The organism is Pseudomonas sp. GW823-FHT04A03 (assembly GCF_058796615.1).
Genome location: NZ_JBXAIV010000007.1, coordinates 81,841 through 97,660, shown reverse-complemented (window position 1 = coordinate 97,660; position 15,820 = coordinate 81,841). Strand labels below are relative to the sequence as shown.

Below are 15,820 nucleotides of genomic sequence, written 5' to 3'. Positions count from 1 at the left end.
GTCGAACGGAGTCCTGTGGATCGCAAGAGTGTGCGGCTGTTAATGCAAACCAGTTGCAGTTGAACAGGAAGACGACGAACTCGAAAAAAACCTGAATTTTATTTTGAAATTATTTCCTGGCTGCCATCGGCAAGGGTGCGCACGGCCACCGGAAGGATGCTCGGCAAGGCCTTGAGCAAGGCATCGGTGTTGTCGGATTTGAATACGCTGGTCAGGCGCAAATTGGCCACGGCCGGGTTGGCGACTTTCAGCGGCTTGTCGCGATAACGCGACACTTCCTCGGCGACTTCACTGAGGCTGGCGTTGTTGAACACCAGTTTGCCGCTGCGCCAGGCCGTCAGTTCCGCCGGGTTGACCGCGTAGGCCGGCGCCACTTTGCCCTGGGCATCGATCCGCGTGCCGAGGCCGGCAGTCAGGCTGATGAAATCGGCATCGGCCGCATCACGGCCCTGCACTTTGACCGTGCCCTGCTCAACCGCGACCCGGGTCTGGGTCACGTCGCGGCGCACATCGAAACGGGTGCCGGTCACCGTGACCTTGCCGCTGCCGGCCTCGACCACGAACGGGCGGGACGTGTCGTGCTCGACGCTGAACATCGCTTCGCCTTCAGTCAGCTCGATGAGCCGCCGATCCTTCTCGAAACGCACCTGCAGACGGCTGCGGCTGTTGAGGTCGATCACCGAACCGTCCGGTAGCGCGACATGCTTGCGCTCGCCGAGGGCGGTGGCGAATTCGGCGCTGTAACCTTGTGGGTGATTCAGACCGCTGAACAGACCGAGCCCGAGCGCCACCGCGACCACGCTCGCCGCCACGGCATAACGCAACAGCGGACGACGTTCGCGCCGCGCCGGCGGGGTTTCGCACAGGGCCTTGAGCCGTGGCGCAGGCAGCAGATCCGCCGCTGTCCACAAGCCTTGCAGCAACTGGAATTCGTCACGGTGCTGCGGATGTTCGTTCAGCCACGCGTCGAAGCGCTGCTGTTCGTCGACACTGACGGCCGGCTCCTGCAAACGCACAAACCAGCGTGCCGCGTCATCGCGCACCGTTGTTTGCCCGCACGCGCAATCACGAGTATCCATCATGGAATGTCCTGTTTGGCTGGGGATGAAAAGACGCCGCGGCTCATGATTGCGCCCCGTCCAGGCGATCACGCAGATGCCGCAGGGTGCGGATCATATACTTTTCCACCATGTTCTTGGACAGGCCCAGGCGTTCGGCGATTTCCGCCTGGGTCAGGCCCTCGATCTTCTGCCAGACGAAAATTCGCCGGCAGTTGACCGGCAGCTCCGTGAGCGCGCGTTCGATGGAATCGGCCAGCTGGATCGCATGCATGTAATGCTCCGGATCGCCGGTCGGCGACTCACTGAGATCGATCGCCTCCGACTCCATGGCGCCCCGCCGGTCCTCACGCCGATAGCCGTCCACCGCGATGTTGCGCGCGGTCTGGTGCAAATACGCCCGGGGTTGCTGCACCGCCGACGAATCGGATTCGAGCACCCGCACAAAGGTGTCGTGCGCCAGATCCTCGGCCTGCGAGCGATTGCGCAGGCGACGGGTCCAGGTGCCGATCAACTCTTCGTAATGCTCGAGAAAGCCGGGTCTGCGGGGCAGCATGGGGATCATTACGGCGTGCTGAGGAAAGGGGCGTGAATAGTAATGCTTCCTATTAAGCCGAAGCAATGGATTCCTCGGGAATGCCGACGAAGCTGTTTTCCCCTTTCCCACCAGCGCTCTAAATCGCGGCAATCTCTGCCTTGCGCGGGCAGAACCAACCGTGCATCAAACCCGCCTGAAAGAACTGGACCGGCGCCTCGAACCCGGCCGACTCGATCAGACCGGCGACCTGCGGCGCCGGCAGAATCGCCACATCCCGGGCATAGGCCAAACGCGCTCGCTCAAGCATCTCCGCCGGCACCTGGGCCGATGCCATCAGCGTCATCCAGTGACGCAGCAATGCCTCATAGGCCGGAGATTCGGTATCCGAGGCGAGATCAGCGTTAGCCAGAATCCCACCCGGCACCAGACGACGGGCAATCTCGCGGAAAAAGTCGATACGAACCTGAGGGTCAAGCAAGAACTGCGACACCAGAAAACAGGTCGCACCGTCGTAACCGGATTCATCCGTCATCGTATCGAGGTAGCCTTCGTGAAACCGGCAGCGGTCAATGAAACCACCCTCTTTCGCTCGCTGACGGCACACGTCGAGCATGGCGCCCGAAGGGTCGACTGCAGTGAATCGCCAGCCGGGAAACTGCTGCGCCAGATGGGCCATTTCCACACCGGTGCCCACGCCGACGCAGAGTATCCGGGCATTCTCCGGCAGGCCCGCGAATACCGAATCCAGCAGCAGATACAGGGCATCACGCAGGGGCGCCATGCCGCTCCACTGTTTGTCATAGACGGCGGATTGCTGGTCGAACAGGGTCTTGAGTGCTTGATTGTCCATGGAGAAATTTCCTCTGCATCATGATCACGGTGAAGTTTCATTATCGCAGGGCTGTCAAGACCTCCCCGGTACAGCCTGAAATTGATCATTCCGCCCATGAACTGGTCGCAATCCATCAACCCCACACCCGCGCCGCACCCTAGATTAGATCCCACAACAACACGCCGTGGAGATCGCCTCATGCACAGTTTCCAGACCCGCAAGCAGCACAGTCCGGTCGACACCTGGGATCAGCAGGATCCGGAGCAGGCCTTCACCCTGCCCTCGCGTTATTTCTACGACGACAGCCTGTTCCGTGCCGAGCGCGACAACATCTTCATGAAGGCCTGGCATGTCGCCGGGCATGTCAGCGAGTTCGCCGAACCGGGGCAGTTCGTGGTCACCGATCTGTTCGATCAGAGCGTGGTGGTGGCGAAGAATCGGCAGGGGCAGATCCATGGTTTCCACAATGTCTGCCAGCATCGCGGCAATCGCTTGCTCGAGGAACGCCGTGGCACCACCGGCGGCGTGGTGCGCTGCGCCTATCACTCGTGGTGCTACGAGATGGACGGCAGCCTGCGCGGTGCGCCCCGTTGCGAGCGGATGAAGAATTTCGAGCTGGCGCAGTTCAACATTCCCCAGGTGCGCACCGAAGAACTCGGCGGTTTCATCTACTTCAACCTCGACCCGAATGCGCCGTCGCTGCGGGATCTGTTCCCCGGTGCTGATGAGGAAATGCGCCGGGTGTTTCCGGATCTGGCGGACATGCACCTGATCGAGGAACAGGACGTGATCGTGCCGGCCAACTGGAAGGTGATCATGGACAATTCCATTGAGGGCTATCACTTCAAACTGTCCGGCCCGTGCCACATCGACCTCGCCCGACTGATCGACTTCAAGGGTTACCAGTTGATCAAACGCGACAACTGGTGGACCTACGCTGCACCGGCCAATCTGTCGGCGACCGAGGCCTATGGCGTGCCGCTGAAAAGCGAGCCGAACCCGCAGGAATGCTTTTTCAACATCGGCCTGTGGCCGAACAACACCTTCTACACCTTCCCGTTCTCCGAGTTTCTCGGCTCGTTCATCATGATTCCGCTGGACGCCGAGCGCTCGCTGCTGCGCTTCGGTTACTACTCCAGCAACCCCGAGACTGCTGCCGTCAGCACCGCGTGCATGAAGTGGATGAACGAAGACCTCGGCCCGGAAGACATCGCCCTGAACATCTCGGTGCAAAAAGGCCTGCGCTCGCTCGGCTACGACCAGGGTCGCTACATGATCGACGCCCAGCGCAGCAATGAAAGCGAGCATCTGGTGCATCACTTTCATCGTCTGGTGTTCAACGGTATTCACGGCCATTGCGTGGACTGATCCGCCCTTCCCTCGTCATTTGTCTGAACGGAGCAAACCATGGACGAAACCGGGTTTGATTACCTGATCGTGGGCGCCGGCTCCGCCGGTTGCGTGTTGGCCAATCGCCTGAGCGAAGACCCGAACGTGCGCATCCTGCTGCTGGAGGCCGGGCCCGAGGACAAGAGCTGGACGATCGACATGCCGTCTGCCGTGGGCCTGGTGGTGGGCGGATCGCGCTACAACTGGAGCTATCAGTCGGAGCCCGAGCCGTATCTCGACGGCCGCCGGATCGGCACGCCGAGAGGCCGAACCCTCGGCGGTTCATCGTCGATCAACGGCATGGTCTACATCCGTGGCCATGCTCGGGATTACGACGGCTGGGCCGAACAGGGCTGCACCGGCTGGAGCTATCGCGAAGTGCTGCCGTACTTCAAGCGAGCGCAGACTCACGCCGACGGTGGCGATGACTATCGCGGCGCCGGCGGCCATTTGCACGTCACTCCCGGCGATGTCGAAACACCGTTGTGCGCGGCGTTCATCGCGGCCGGGGCCGAGGCCGGTTATGGCGTCAGCGAGGACTTGAACGGTTATCGTCAGGAAGCCTTCGGCCCGGTCGATCGCACCACACGCAACGGTCGGCGCTGGAGCACTTCGCGCGGTTATCTCAGCGAAGCACTGGCTCGGGGCAATGTGCGCGTGGTCACCGATGCGTTGGTGCTGCGCATTCTGTTCGAGGGCCGGCGAGCGGTCGGGATCGACTATGAACAGAACGGCGAAACGAACACCGTCCGCGCTCGCCGGGAAGTGTTGCTGACGGCCGGGGCGATCAATTCGCCGCAGTTGCTGTTGCTCTCGGGTGTGGGCCCGGCGGCAGAATTGCGTGACCTCGGGATCAGCGTGATTCACGATCTGCCAGGCGTCGGTAAACGCCTCAACGATCACCCGGACGCGGTGGTGCAGTTTCGCTGCAAAAAACCGGTGTCGCTGTATCGCTGGACCACCGCGCCGGGCAAATGGTGGATCGGCGCGCGCTGGTTCGTCCGTCACGATGGCCTGGCGGCGAGCAATCATTTCGAGGCCGGCGCGTTCCTGCGTTCACGGGCCGGCGTCGAACACCCGGATCTGCAACTGACCTTCATGCCGCTGGCCGTGCAACCTGGCAGCGTCGAGCTGGTGCCGACCCACGCGTTCCAGATCCACATCGACCTGATGCGCCCCACCAGCCTGGGCAGCGTGACCCTGCACAGTGCCAAACCCCGGCGGCCGCCAAGGATTCTGTTCAACTACCTGAAGACCGCGCAGGACCGTGCCGACATGCGCGCCGGCGCACGGCTGGTGCGGGAAATCATCGAGCAACCGGCGATGGCGCCTTTCAAGGGTGAAGAGCTGGTGCCGGGCCGTTCGGTGCAGACCGACGCCGAACTCGATGCCTGGGCGCGGCAGGTCACGGAAACCGGCTACCATGCCAGCGGCACCTGCAAAATGGGACCGGCGCGCGACCCTGAAGCGGTGGTCGATCCGCAACTGCGGGTGCACGGCCTCGACGGCTTGCGGGTGGTGGACGCGTCGATCATGCCGGTGATCGTCAGCGGCAACACCAACGCCCCGACGGTGATGATCGCGGAAAAGGCCAGCGACCTGATCCGCAACCTCGCGCCGTTGCCAGCCCTCGATGTACCGGTGTGGATCAACCCGCACTGGCAGACCGAACAACGATGAAGCAGAGATGGCGATGACCCGATCCGCTGAAGCTGTACCGCGCAATGAAGCACCGCTGCGAGTGGCGGTGCTGTTGCTGCCGGCGTTTTCCAATTTCGGTCTGGCGGCGGTGCTGGAACCGCTGGCCATCGCCAACTGGCTGAGCCAGCGCACGCTGTTCGAGTGGACGCTGTTGTCGTTGCAGCCCGGCCCGGTGACGGCCAGCAACGGTCTGGCGAGCATCGCCGAGGACGGCTTGAACAACGAGCAAGCCTTCGACGCCTGCGTGGTGCTGGCCAGTTTCGAGGTGCATCAACACAGCCGCAATCCGGCGCTCAAGAGTTGGCTGCGCAAGCAGGCGCTGTTCGGCGCGGTGTTGATCGGTGTGGAAACCGGCACTGAATTGCTGGCGGCTGCCGGTGTGCTCGACGGCTACGAAGCGGCGGTGCATTGGGACAACCTGCAAGGCTTTCAGGAAAGTTATCCCAAAGTCCGCGCCCGACCGCAGCTCTACACCCTCGAACGCCAGCGCCTGACCTGCGCCGGCGCGACCACCATTCTCGACATGCTGCTGGGCTGGATCGGCCAGCGTTTCGATGCGGATCTGGCCCGGGAAATCGGCCTGCACCTGTTGATGGGCCAGATGCGCGCCCCGGCGGACAATCAGCTCGACGGCGGCTTGGGCAACAGCGGGATGTACGGCAACAAGATCCGCCGCGCCGTGCAGTTGATGGAAAAGGCTCTGGAAGAACCGCTGGACTGCGAGGCGATTGCCAGCGAAGTCGGCCTGTCGCGACGGCAACTGGAGCGCCAGTTCAAGCATCAGACCGGGCTCTCGCCGCTCAAGTACTACATCACCCTGCGCCTGGCCCGGGCGCATAACCTGTTGCAACAGACGCAAATGAGCGTGGCCCAGGTGGCGGCGTGTTCGGGGTTTGGATCGCTGGAGCATTTCTCCCGCACTTACCGTGCGCGGTTTGGCTGCCCGCCGAGCGAGGATCGGCGTCAGGCGTGGAGCGCGCCGGTGATGCGCCAGCCGTTGAGCAAGGCGCATTTGTCACCGGAATGAATTACTGCCGATACGCCGGCTCTTCCTCATCAAGGATTTCCATTAGCGCGTTGAAATGCTTATCCGCAAACCCCGGATAATCCAGCCATTGCCGACACGTCTTGCGCGCCACTTCATCGCTGGCCACGCGCAACTCACGCCCGGTCGCCAGTGCGGCGATGTACACCTCGCAAGCCCGCTCGAAGTAATAAAGATCATCAAACGCCTGAGCCACGCTCGGCGCCGCGACCAACAATCCGTGATTGCCCATCAGCAGGATCGGCTTGTCACCAAGCAGCCTGCTCACCCGCTCCGCTTCTTCCCCAAGGCCCATGCCGTCAAAGCCGTCATCAATCGCCACCCGCTCGAAAAACCGCATGCTGTTCTGCTCGATCGGTGGCAGCCGCGAGTCTTTCAGGCAGGCCAGCGTCGTCGCGTATTTGCTGTGGGTGTGCAGGATGCAACGGGCCTGGGGCTGGTTGCGGTGCAAGGCGCTGTGCAAGGCCCAGGCGGTGATGTCCGGGGCGTCCGGGCGGTCGAGACTGGCCGGGTCGTCGGCATCGAGCAACAGCAGATCACTGGCGCGGATCCGCGAGAAGGGTTTGCCGTAGGGGTTGATCAGAAACTCGCGACCATCCGCTGAGATGGCCACGCTGAAATGATTGGCGATGGATTCGTGCAGGTTCAAACGTGCGGCCCAGCGCAGGGCGCAGGCCAGCTGGATTCTCAGGTGTTCGACGTTGTCGTGCATGGCGCGGCCTCCCGGTTTCACCCGAGTGTAGAGCGCATGCATTTATCGACTTGACGGGAAACGACAGTGGCTGCCGTTTTGAGCGGGGTGTTCATCAGAAGCGGGAGCGAGCTGGCTCGCCCCCGCCGGTTTCACTGACGGTAAATCAGCCTCTTTCGTCGATCCCGGCTTGCAGAGATTGACTGTCCAGATGACCGCTCAGAGTCACCGGACCGACTTTCAGGTTGCCGTTTTCAAGGGAAACCTTCGGTGCGTTTTCTTCGGTTTTGTGCGGCAGATCCAGGCCGGCTTTTACGCCGTAGTCGAGGTTGCTCAGATCGCTGCTGCTGACCTTCGAACCGCCCAGATCGACCTTGCCTTCGGTGGCGGAAATCCGCGCGCCGGTCAGCTGGGTAGCGCCGCCGACGGTGAGATTCACACCCTGACCAGCGCTGATGCCGGACGCCTGTTTCACGCTGTCCTTGTGCGCGTACTCGCCGTCGACTTTCAGCGTCGGCTTGTAGTCGGTGCCCGCCAGTTTTCCCTTGTCGTCGGCCGGGGTCTTCTTGGCGGTCAGGCCCAGATCCACATCGACCTTGGCGTGAGTGCTGGAGTCCTGACGGCTTTCAACCGTCAGATCACCCGCCACTGTGCCGCTGACATTGCGCGCCTCGATCCGCGCACCGCTCAGGCTCACATCACCGCCGCTGTTCAACACCACCGTGTCAGCCTTGATCTGGCTGTTCTGCTGAGTGGTGCCTTGCAGGTAATCCACGCCCACCTTGGCCCCGGCATTGAAGCCGTGATCGCTGCTGACTTTTTCATCGGCGGCGGTCGGTGTGCTTTTGCTCAGATTGCCACCGGCGTTCAGCGCTACGTTCCAGTTATTGCGGTTGTCGGTGGACTGCGCGGACTCCTGAACGAAGCCGCCCTTCTGCGCGTCGATGCTGACGTTTGGCGCGCTGACCTGAGTGCCTTGCAGGTGCACCGAATCGCCGCTCAATGCGATCCCGTTCTGGCTGTTGAGCTGGCCACCGCTGAGGGTCTGCGTGTTCTCGTTGACCCGGCCGATGTTGAAGTTGCCGCTGAGGTTGCCGCCCTGATCGCGGCTCTTCTCGCTGCTGGTCTTGCTGCCGCCGACCTTCAGACCGCCGCCGAGATTGCTGCCGGTGGCGACGTGCGAATCGGTAGCTGCTTGCAGGTCGAGTTTGCCGCCAGCCTTCAGGTCGATAGCGCCAACGCTGTCGATCTTCGTGCCTTGCTGAACCTGATTGCCGCCGCTGCTCAATTGCACCGGGCCGTTGCCGCTGAGGCTGGCGACGTGCGCCTGGCTGTCGGTGGTCTGGTTGCCTTTGTGATCGAGCTGGAACCCGGCGCCGAGATCGACATTGGTGCCGTCGGTGCCCGGCAAGGTGCCAACGGTCAGCGAACCGTCGCCGCGCAGGCTGGAGCTGTCGCTGCTCTGGTGGTCGTTGGCCTGATTCAGCGCCAGATCACCGCCAGTCTTGACGCTGACACCGCCCTGCCCGCCATCGAAACGGCTGCCTTCGAACTGTGCATCGCCGCCGACATTGATGTTCACGCCCTGATTGCCAGCGTAACCGCCGACCACCGCGGTGGAACTATTCTTGCTCGACTGACTGCTGCCACCCGCGCCGCTGCCGGCCACGTTCACGTCTTCACCGGTCTTGGTGTAGACGCGCACATCGACCTTGGCATCCACCGATTTTTCGGTGCTGCTGTGGGTGTTGTTCGCGGCATCGGCCACCAGTTTGTCGGCGCTGATGTTCACTTTGCCAGCGCTGGCGTTGTACTGGGTGCCCTGGTCGTGCAGCGTGCCGCCGACCTTCACGTCCACGGTCTGACCGTCGAACCGGCTGACCACGGCGTTGCTGCCCTGCTCGGTTTTATCGGCGCCGGCATGACCGATTGCCACGTCGATACCGACGTTCGGCTGGCCGAGATTGGCCAGTGCGTCCTTGTCTGGCACCTTGCCGTCGAGCACTTCTTTCACCGCGCCGGCAATCGGCCGGGCGATGTCTTTGTACTCGACGTTGGCGCCGATGTCCGCCGACCAGTTGCTCTCGCTGTGAGTGCTGCTTTCGGTGTTGCTGGCGGCACGGTTGTCGACTTCGTTGGCGGCGACGTTCAGACCGTTGCCGGCCTTCAGTTGCGCGCCTTCGGTGGCGAGTTTGTCAGCGTTGATGTTCAGGTTGCCGCTGCTCTGCACACCGGTGGTTTGCGCGGTGGTTTTAGCGGTGGTGTCCTGCGAAGTGCTGTGCGAGAAATCCACGCCGCTGCCCGCACGGTCGAGGCCGCCGGTGTAGTAGAAACCGCCGCCGGTGCTGCGGGTTTCGGTCGAGGTGCTATGGCTGTCCTGCTCGGCCAGCAACGAGACGTTCTTGCCGCTCAGCGTTGTGTCGCCAGCGGTGGATTTCACCTCGGCGCCCTTGAGCGTCACGTCGCCGCCCGCCTTCACCTGCACGCTGCCGCCGCTGAGGCTGGAGCCCTGCTGGGTGACGTCGTTGGCGGTGACTGTTTGCGCCTTGTCTTCGTAATGCACGCCGGCGCGATACTGCTCCGCCGATTGCTCCTTGGCGTAAGCGTCGAAACCACGAGTCTGCGTGCTGTTGCTGCTGTCGTGAGTATTCTGCGTCGAATGCACATTCACATCACCCACCGCGTCCGCCGTCAGCGAACCGCCGGCCTTGACTGTGGAACCGGCGACTTCGATGTCTTTGGCGCTTTTCAGCTTGAGGTTGCTGTCGGAAGCCAGCTCGCTGCGCACCGTGGTGCTGTCCTTGCTGTTCTGCCGGGACTCGTCCTTGGTGATGCCGAAGAACTTGCTGTCCTTGTCGTGGTTGTTGCTGTGCGAGGTGTCCTGCACGCCATCGATGGTCAGCGAACCGTTGTCGCTGATCACGCTGGCGTCCTTGCCGCCACGCACCTGGCTGCCGCTGATGCGCACGTCGTCTGCCTTCACCACCAGTTTGCCGGCCGCGTTGATCTTGCTGCCCTGATGTTGGGTCTGGCCCTTGTCGGCGTCGCCGGTCTTGCCGAAGAAACCGCCGCCGACCAGATCACCGGAATAGCGGTTGTCGCTGCTGCGGTTGGTGCGGGTCGCAGTGGTGATTTCCACCTGTTTGCCGGCCAGTTGCAGATCGCCGGCGCTGTTCAGTTCGGCGCCTTCGGAGCGCAGCAGTGCAGCGGTTTGCAGGGCGATGTTGCCGCCTTTCAACTGGCTGGTGACGCTGCGCTGTTCTTCGCTGCTGCTGTCCCAATCGGCTTTCCACAGGTGCTTGCGGTGCTTGCCCTGATCGGTCTGGGTGTGGCTTTCAGTGGCGGCGGTCAGGCGCACATCGCCGCCGCTTTGCACGCTGAGGTTGTTCTTCGCGTCGACCTTGGCGGCTTTCAGTTCGGTGTCTTTGCCGGACGACAGTTGCGCGTCGCGGCTGGCAACGATCTGGGTGCCGTGCTGGCGCGAATCGCTGTCGGTCTTGGTGCGCTCATAAGTTTCCCAGGTGATGCCGATGGTGCTGTTGTTCCAGTTCTCGCGCTGTTCCTGGAGCTTGCGGCTTTCGACGGTGGTCAGCGTCAGATTGCGCTTGGCATCGACCTTCACATCACGACCGCTGACATCAGTGGCAGCCAGCGTCAGATCCTTGCCGCTGCGCAGCCCGACGTCGCCCTGGCTGCTGCGAATGCCGGCACGGGTCACGTCCAGGCTGTCCGAGATCGCCTGACCGCTGACGCTCAAGTCGCCCGCAGAACGAATCTGCACGCCGTCACGCCCGGCGACTTGCACAGCGCCGACCTTCACGCCCGCGCCTTCAGCGGTGCTGACGATGTTGATGCGTCCGGCCTGCATCGCGCCGAACAGGCTGGCGTCGATCCGTTGATCGGTGGTGTTGCCCGCCGGGTCCACGGCTTTCACCTGGCCGCTGGCGTAGTCGACCTGATTTCGCCCGACGGTGAGGTTCAGTTGATCGCGCGCAGTAATCGCACCCTGGCTGTCGATGCGCGGCGCGATCAGGTTGATCGAGCCTTCGCCGTTGCGCAGCCCACCGCCCTGGATCTGCAACTGACCGGTGGCGTCGCGGGTGCTCAGGGCTTGCAGCTTGCCGTCGTTCAGCTCGGGACGGCCGACCACCAGATTGGCGTTTGGCGTGTTGATGAAACTGCCGCCGTTCACCGAAATGCCGTTCGGGTTAGCGAGTACGTAGTCGGCGGCGCGACCGAAGATTTCCTGGGCGCCGTTGATGGCCGACGGATTGCGGCTGATCACTTCGTTGAGGATCACGCTCGCGGCCTGGCCCTGCAATTGCGGGTTGGCCGCCAGTTGCCCGGCGAGCTGCGATTGCCCGGCCTGCAAGGCGTTGTTCAGGACCAGGCCCTGACGGTCGACGTTGTAGTCGAGGAACTGGTTGTGCGACAGACCCGAGCCGTTGGGAGCGACGATGTTGACGATCGGGACGCCGCCCTGGGTCTGCAATTGCGCGGTGCCGCCGGGGCCGGGCGCGACCACCACACCGCCGGCCATGGCGGACGGCAGGTGAGCGACCAGGAACAGGCTGGCAATGGCCCAGCGCAGTTTGCCCCGTGGGGAAAGATGAAACGCAAAGGTATTCATTGGCATAAAAAACTCTCCATGTAGTGCGGCATCACGTTGCGCGTTGAGTAGAAGGCCACGGCTGTCGCGCTCAGGTCCGATGGCTGTTGTTCACTGACGTTCATATCTGTAATCCGACCCGCATCAGCCAGGTTTCAGGCTCGCGGTGCAGGCCGGTCGGGGTGTTCAGACTGCGTTGATAATCGACGTCCACTTGCAGGTTTTTCCAGCCCAGATTGAGGCCGACGCTGGCGCCGCTCAGGCGTTGGACCGGGGCGCCGTGATCGGCCTTGATCCAGCCGTGGTCGAGGCCGACGCGCGGGGTGAGCTGCACCGGCAAATCGGTGCGCAGCGGCAGGCGAAGAGTGTTGCGCCAGATCGCGCCACTGGCGCCGGACGCGCTGCTGACACGGTAACCGCGCACAGCGGAATCGTCGGTGCCGAGCAACTGTTCGATGGCTGGCAGCGGATCCGGGCTGTACTGCAAGTTGAGTTGGCTCTGCCATTGCCAGGCTTGCGTGCCGAGCTGGCCATTGCGCCATTGGCTGAGGCCGGCGCGATACTTGCGAAACTGCGCCTTGGGCAGGTTCTTGACCTGGCGATCGGCATCGTCGTTGGCGCCGAACCAGCGCAAACCCTGGGCGTAATTGACGTCGAGGTTCCACACCGCGCGGTCGAGCCAGAACAGATTGAGCCCGGCCTCGGCCACAGTCAGGGTCGGGCTCTGGATGCCGAGGCGGACGCTTTCCAGATAGCTGTCGACGTCCTTGTGCGCCAGTTGCAGGTTGGCGCTGAGCTGATGGCTCTGGTCGCGCCACAACACCCGGTCGGCGCGCAGGCTGAGTTGATCGGTGATGCCGGTGCTGTGCAGGGTCGCCGCGCTGAGTTTGAACGGCGCGCGGTATTCGGCGTGGCTGGCGAAGGTGCTGAACGTCCAGTAACCGTAGGGAATCGCGTAATAGAGGCTGGCGTTGCGGCTGTAGCGGTCGCCCTGATTGAGGGTGTCGCTGGCGCTGAGACTCAGCAGGTCGTTGAGTTCGAGCGGGCTGTCGAGGGTCAGGCTCAACGTGTCGCGATCACGACCGGTGCTGGCGCTGCCGAGGTTGTCGAAACCGGCCCCAAGTGCCCAGCGCGACTGCCCCGAGGTACGCGAACGCAGGATGATTTTTGACGCGCCGGGTTGACTGCCGGGGGCGATGTCGGCGGTCAGATCAAGCGAGCGCAGACGGTTCAACTGATCCAGACCCTGCTCTAGATCCCGCAGGTTCAGCGGTTTGCCGAGCATGCCCGGAAACGCCCCGCCGAGGGACACTGGCAGGCTTTGGTCGGCCAGTTCGATGGACTCGATGTAACCTTCATCGATCAGGATATCCAGCGATTGCCCCGCCGTTGGCGCACTGCTCAGGTATGGCCGACTGGCGATGTAGCCCTTCTCCACGTACAGCGCGGTGATGGTCGCCAGCAGATGGTTGATCTGGCCGACGCCCATGCACGGCGCCAGCAATGGCTTGATGCGGGCATTGAGTTGGTCGCGGTCGATCAGCGTGACACCACCGATACGCGTACCACTCAAGGGCCAGCAGCGCTCATCGGGTTTGATCGACTCAGGAATGGCCGGAGTGGCAGGCGCCGGACCGAACGCGCCGCGCTCCAGTTGGCGCTTGCGCTGTTCGAGTTGCAGCTGTTGCAGATCGCGCTGTTGCAGTTGTTGCTGGCGCAGCACTTCCTGGCCAGGGGCTGGAGCTTCGGCGGCGAGAACGCTGGGCGCACACACACTCAACAACAAGGCCGACAACAGCGGGCGAGGCAGGGAACGACTACGAGAAACAGCGCAAAGCGAATACGGCACTCAACATCCTTGCAATCAACTGGCTTAATGCCACCCCATCAATAGCGGTGATAGTCAGAGCCTTCCTACACAATTGCAAGACGCTTCCTACGCTGCTTACATTTCTTAAACAAATGCCCTTTTAGCGCGGATCGCCAGCGATAACGCCAGCAAGTTGCAGATCATCAGGGTTTCCCCGACGGCCTGAGACCAGGCTGCCAACATCAATCCCCCGCCGATCAGCAGGTAGTAAAACAATCCCAGCAAAGCGCCGGCGGTACCCAAACGATCCGTGTAATTGCTCAAGGCTGAGCCCAGAATGTTCGGAATCGCCATGCCGAACGCCAGTACCACCAGCAGCATCGGTAGCACGAACCAGACGTGCGCCTGCAACAACCACACGCCGATGCCACCGAGCAAACCGGTGACGGCCGCAAGGCGAATCAACTGCAGCGGACTGCAACCGATGAGCAGCAAGCGTTTGTTGAGCCATGCTCCAAAACCTGAGGCCAACGCGAGCATCACGCCGCTGTAGCCGAACGCTGAACTGCTCAGTCCAAGCCGCTCGAACAGAAACGGTCCGAGGCTGTAATAGCTGAACAACGCAACATTGAACGTTGCGATCCACAAAGCCGAACGCCAGATGCCGGGATCGCGCAGCATGTCGCCCATGGTTGCGAACAGGCCGACGGAGGTCAGTTGTGGTGGACGGGTTTCCGGCAAGGCGCGCCAGGTCCAGAGCCACAAGGTCGACGCCAGTAGCAACAACGCAGCAAGCACGCCGCGATAACCAAAGCCCTGAACCAGACTCGCGCCACTGAACAGGCCAATGGCCGGGCTGGCCGCCAGCGCCATCCCTACAAGAGAAAACACCTGGGCCAGTTCGCTCCCGCGATAGCGGTCACGCAATAACGTCTGGGTCACCACCGAGCCAACAGCAGCACCGAATGCCGCCAGCGCCTGAGCCATTAACAAACCGTTGAAACTGCGAACGCTCAAGCCGAGTACGCAGGCAAAAACATAAATCGCCAGACCGGCGAGCATCGAAGGCCGCCGGCCGATCCGGTCGCACACACGGCCCCACGTCACCACACCAAACGCAAAGGCCAGGAAATACACCGACAAGGTCTGCGCCGCCGCTTGCGGACCGACATCAAATACCCGACCGATATCCCCCAGCGCCGGGCTGAACAAGGTCTGGGCGATCTGCGGGAACATCAGCAGTGCAATCGCCAACATCAACAACTTTCTTTGGTTCATCACCAAGACTCCTCAACAAAAACGCCGAGGAGTTTAAAAAGCCGTGGCTGACGTATTATCCGAATCCTGACAACTTATCGTTGAAATCGGACAACCCATGGCCTGGCTCGAAGCTCACGATCGTTTTGACCCGGATCGCTTTCCGGCACCAGTGATCGGCATCGCCTCTACCCTCGGCGATCACGACTCCGGCCTGCATCAGCATCAGCGCGGGCAACTGCTCTACACCCGGCGGGGTTGCACCCGCATCACACTGGCGCAGCAGTTGTGCCTGCTGCCACCGTCGCGGGCGGCGTGGATTCCCGGTGGCGTGACGCATCGGGCGGTGATGCAGCAAAGCGTCGATTACCGCTCCATCTACCTGACGCCCGAGTTGTGCCGCGAACTGCCGCAACAGGTCTGCGTGATCGAGGTCAGCCCGCTGCTGCGAGCGGTGCTGGAACCGATGGCGATTGCCGATTTCGCCACTGATTGGCAGCAGGGCAAATTCGTTCATTTGCTGGGACTGTGCCTGAGTGAAATCCGTGACGCGGCGCAGCAACCGATGCTCCTGCCCCTGCCGCAAGACAAGCGCCTGGCGCTCCTGCTGGCACAACCCGAGCGACTGCCGCCGGAGTTGCAAGTGCTGGAGCAACAGATCGGCGCCAGCAGCCGCACTATCGGCCGAATCTTCCAGCGCGAAACCGGCATGAGCTATCAGCAATGGCGCCAGCAGTGGCGGCTGATGCGCGCCATGGAATTGCTCGCCACCGGACGCAACCTCGGCTACTGCGCGTTTGAACTGGGCTTCGCCAGCGACAGCGCATTCATTGCGTTCTTCAAATCCCTGACCGGCAGCACACCCGGCGCCTGGCTCAAGTAAGCAACTG

At 62.5% G+C, this 15,820-nt stretch carries 11 protein-coding genes; 4 read left to right on the top strand and 7 right to left on the bottom strand.

All coding sequences use genetic code 11. From position 1 onward, the window contains the following. Positions 1–98: 98 nt before the first annotated feature. The 3 genes from AC1Q9F_RS18560 to AC1Q9F_RS18550 form a co-directional block, all read right to left on the bottom strand. The gene (locus AC1Q9F_RS18560) at positions 99–1,082 is read right to left on the bottom strand and encodes a FecR family protein (RefSeq protein WP_492620592.1); all 984 of its coding nucleotides are present in this window, start codon (positions 1,080–1,082) and stop codon (positions 99–101) included. 40 nt (positions 1,083–1,122) lie between these two features. After that, positions 1,123–1,623 (bottom strand): sigma-70 family RNA polymerase sigma factor, encoded by a 501-nt coding sequence (locus AC1Q9F_RS18555; protein ID WP_045121794.1) that lies wholly within the window; start codon positions 1,621–1,623, stop codon positions 1,123–1,125. 109 nt (positions 1,624–1,732) lie between these two features. After that, the gene (locus tag AC1Q9F_RS18550) at positions 1,733–2,446 is read right to left on the bottom strand and encodes a class I SAM-dependent methyltransferase (RefSeq protein ID WP_492620591.1); all 714 of its coding nucleotides are present in this window, start codon (positions 2,444–2,446) and stop codon (positions 1,733–1,735) included. Between the two features lie 180 nt (positions 2,447–2,626). Between AC1Q9F_RS18550 and AC1Q9F_RS18545 the strand changes: the two genes are divergently transcribed. From AC1Q9F_RS18545 to AC1Q9F_RS18535, 3 genes are read left to right on the top strand one after another with little or no spacing between them, the layout of a single operon-like run. Beyond that, the gene (locus AC1Q9F_RS18545) at positions 2,627–3,796 is read left to right on the top strand and encodes an aromatic ring-hydroxylating oxygenase subunit alpha (protein WP_492620590.1); all 1,170 of its coding nucleotides are present in this window, start codon (positions 2,627–2,629) and stop codon (positions 3,794–3,796) included. A gap of 39 nt (positions 3,797–3,835) precedes the next feature. Continuing rightward, entirely contained in the window at positions 3,836–5,497 is a 1,662-nt protein-coding gene (locus AC1Q9F_RS18540) for a choline dehydrogenase (RefSeq protein WP_492620589.1), read from the top strand. A gap of 13 nt (positions 5,498–5,510) precedes the next feature. Continuing rightward, positions 5,511–6,545 carry a GlxA family transcriptional regulator gene (locus AC1Q9F_RS18535; RefSeq protein WP_007955907.1) on the top strand — a complete coding sequence of 345 codons (1,035 nt, stop codon included), beginning with the start codon at positions 5,511–5,513 and terminating at the stop codon, positions 6,543–6,545. A gap of 1 nt (position 6,546) precedes the next feature. Here AC1Q9F_RS18535 and AC1Q9F_RS18530 read toward each other — a convergent pair whose 3' ends face one another. The 4 genes from AC1Q9F_RS18530 to AC1Q9F_RS18515 all read right to left on the bottom strand — a co-directional run bounded on the left by AC1Q9F_RS18530 (position 6,547) and on the right by AC1Q9F_RS18515 (position 14,951). Then, a complete protein-coding gene (locus tag AC1Q9F_RS18530) occupies positions 6,547–7,275 on the bottom strand; it encodes a class II aldolase and adducin N-terminal domain-containing protein (RefSeq protein ID WP_492620588.1) in 729 nt (242 codons plus the stop codon). Between the two features lie 145 nt (positions 7,276–7,420). Continuing rightward, entirely contained in the window at positions 7,421–11,890 is a 4,470-nt protein-coding gene (locus tag AC1Q9F_RS18525; RefSeq protein ID WP_492620587.1) for a hemagglutinin repeat-containing protein, read from the bottom strand. A 94-nt stretch (positions 11,891–11,984) separates the two neighbouring features. Then, positions 11,985–13,712: a ShlB/FhaC/HecB family hemolysin secretion/activation protein gene (locus AC1Q9F_RS18520; protein WP_492620586.1), complete on the bottom strand. Its 1,728-nt coding sequence runs from the start codon at positions 13,710–13,712 to the stop codon at positions 11,985–11,987. 105 nt (positions 13,713–13,817) lie between these two features. After that, positions 13,818–14,951 (bottom strand): MFS transporter, encoded by a 1,134-nt coding sequence (locus AC1Q9F_RS18515; protein ID WP_492620585.1) that lies wholly within the window; start codon positions 14,949–14,951, stop codon positions 13,818–13,820. Between the two features lie 97 nt (positions 14,952–15,048). On the opposite strand from AC1Q9F_RS18515, the gene AC1Q9F_RS18510 reads away from it, so the two are divergent. Continuing rightward, a complete protein-coding gene (locus AC1Q9F_RS18510) occupies positions 15,049–15,813 on the top strand; it encodes an AraC family transcriptional regulator (protein ID WP_492620584.1) in 765 nt (254 codons plus the stop codon). Positions 15,814–15,820 lie beyond the last annotated feature (7 nt).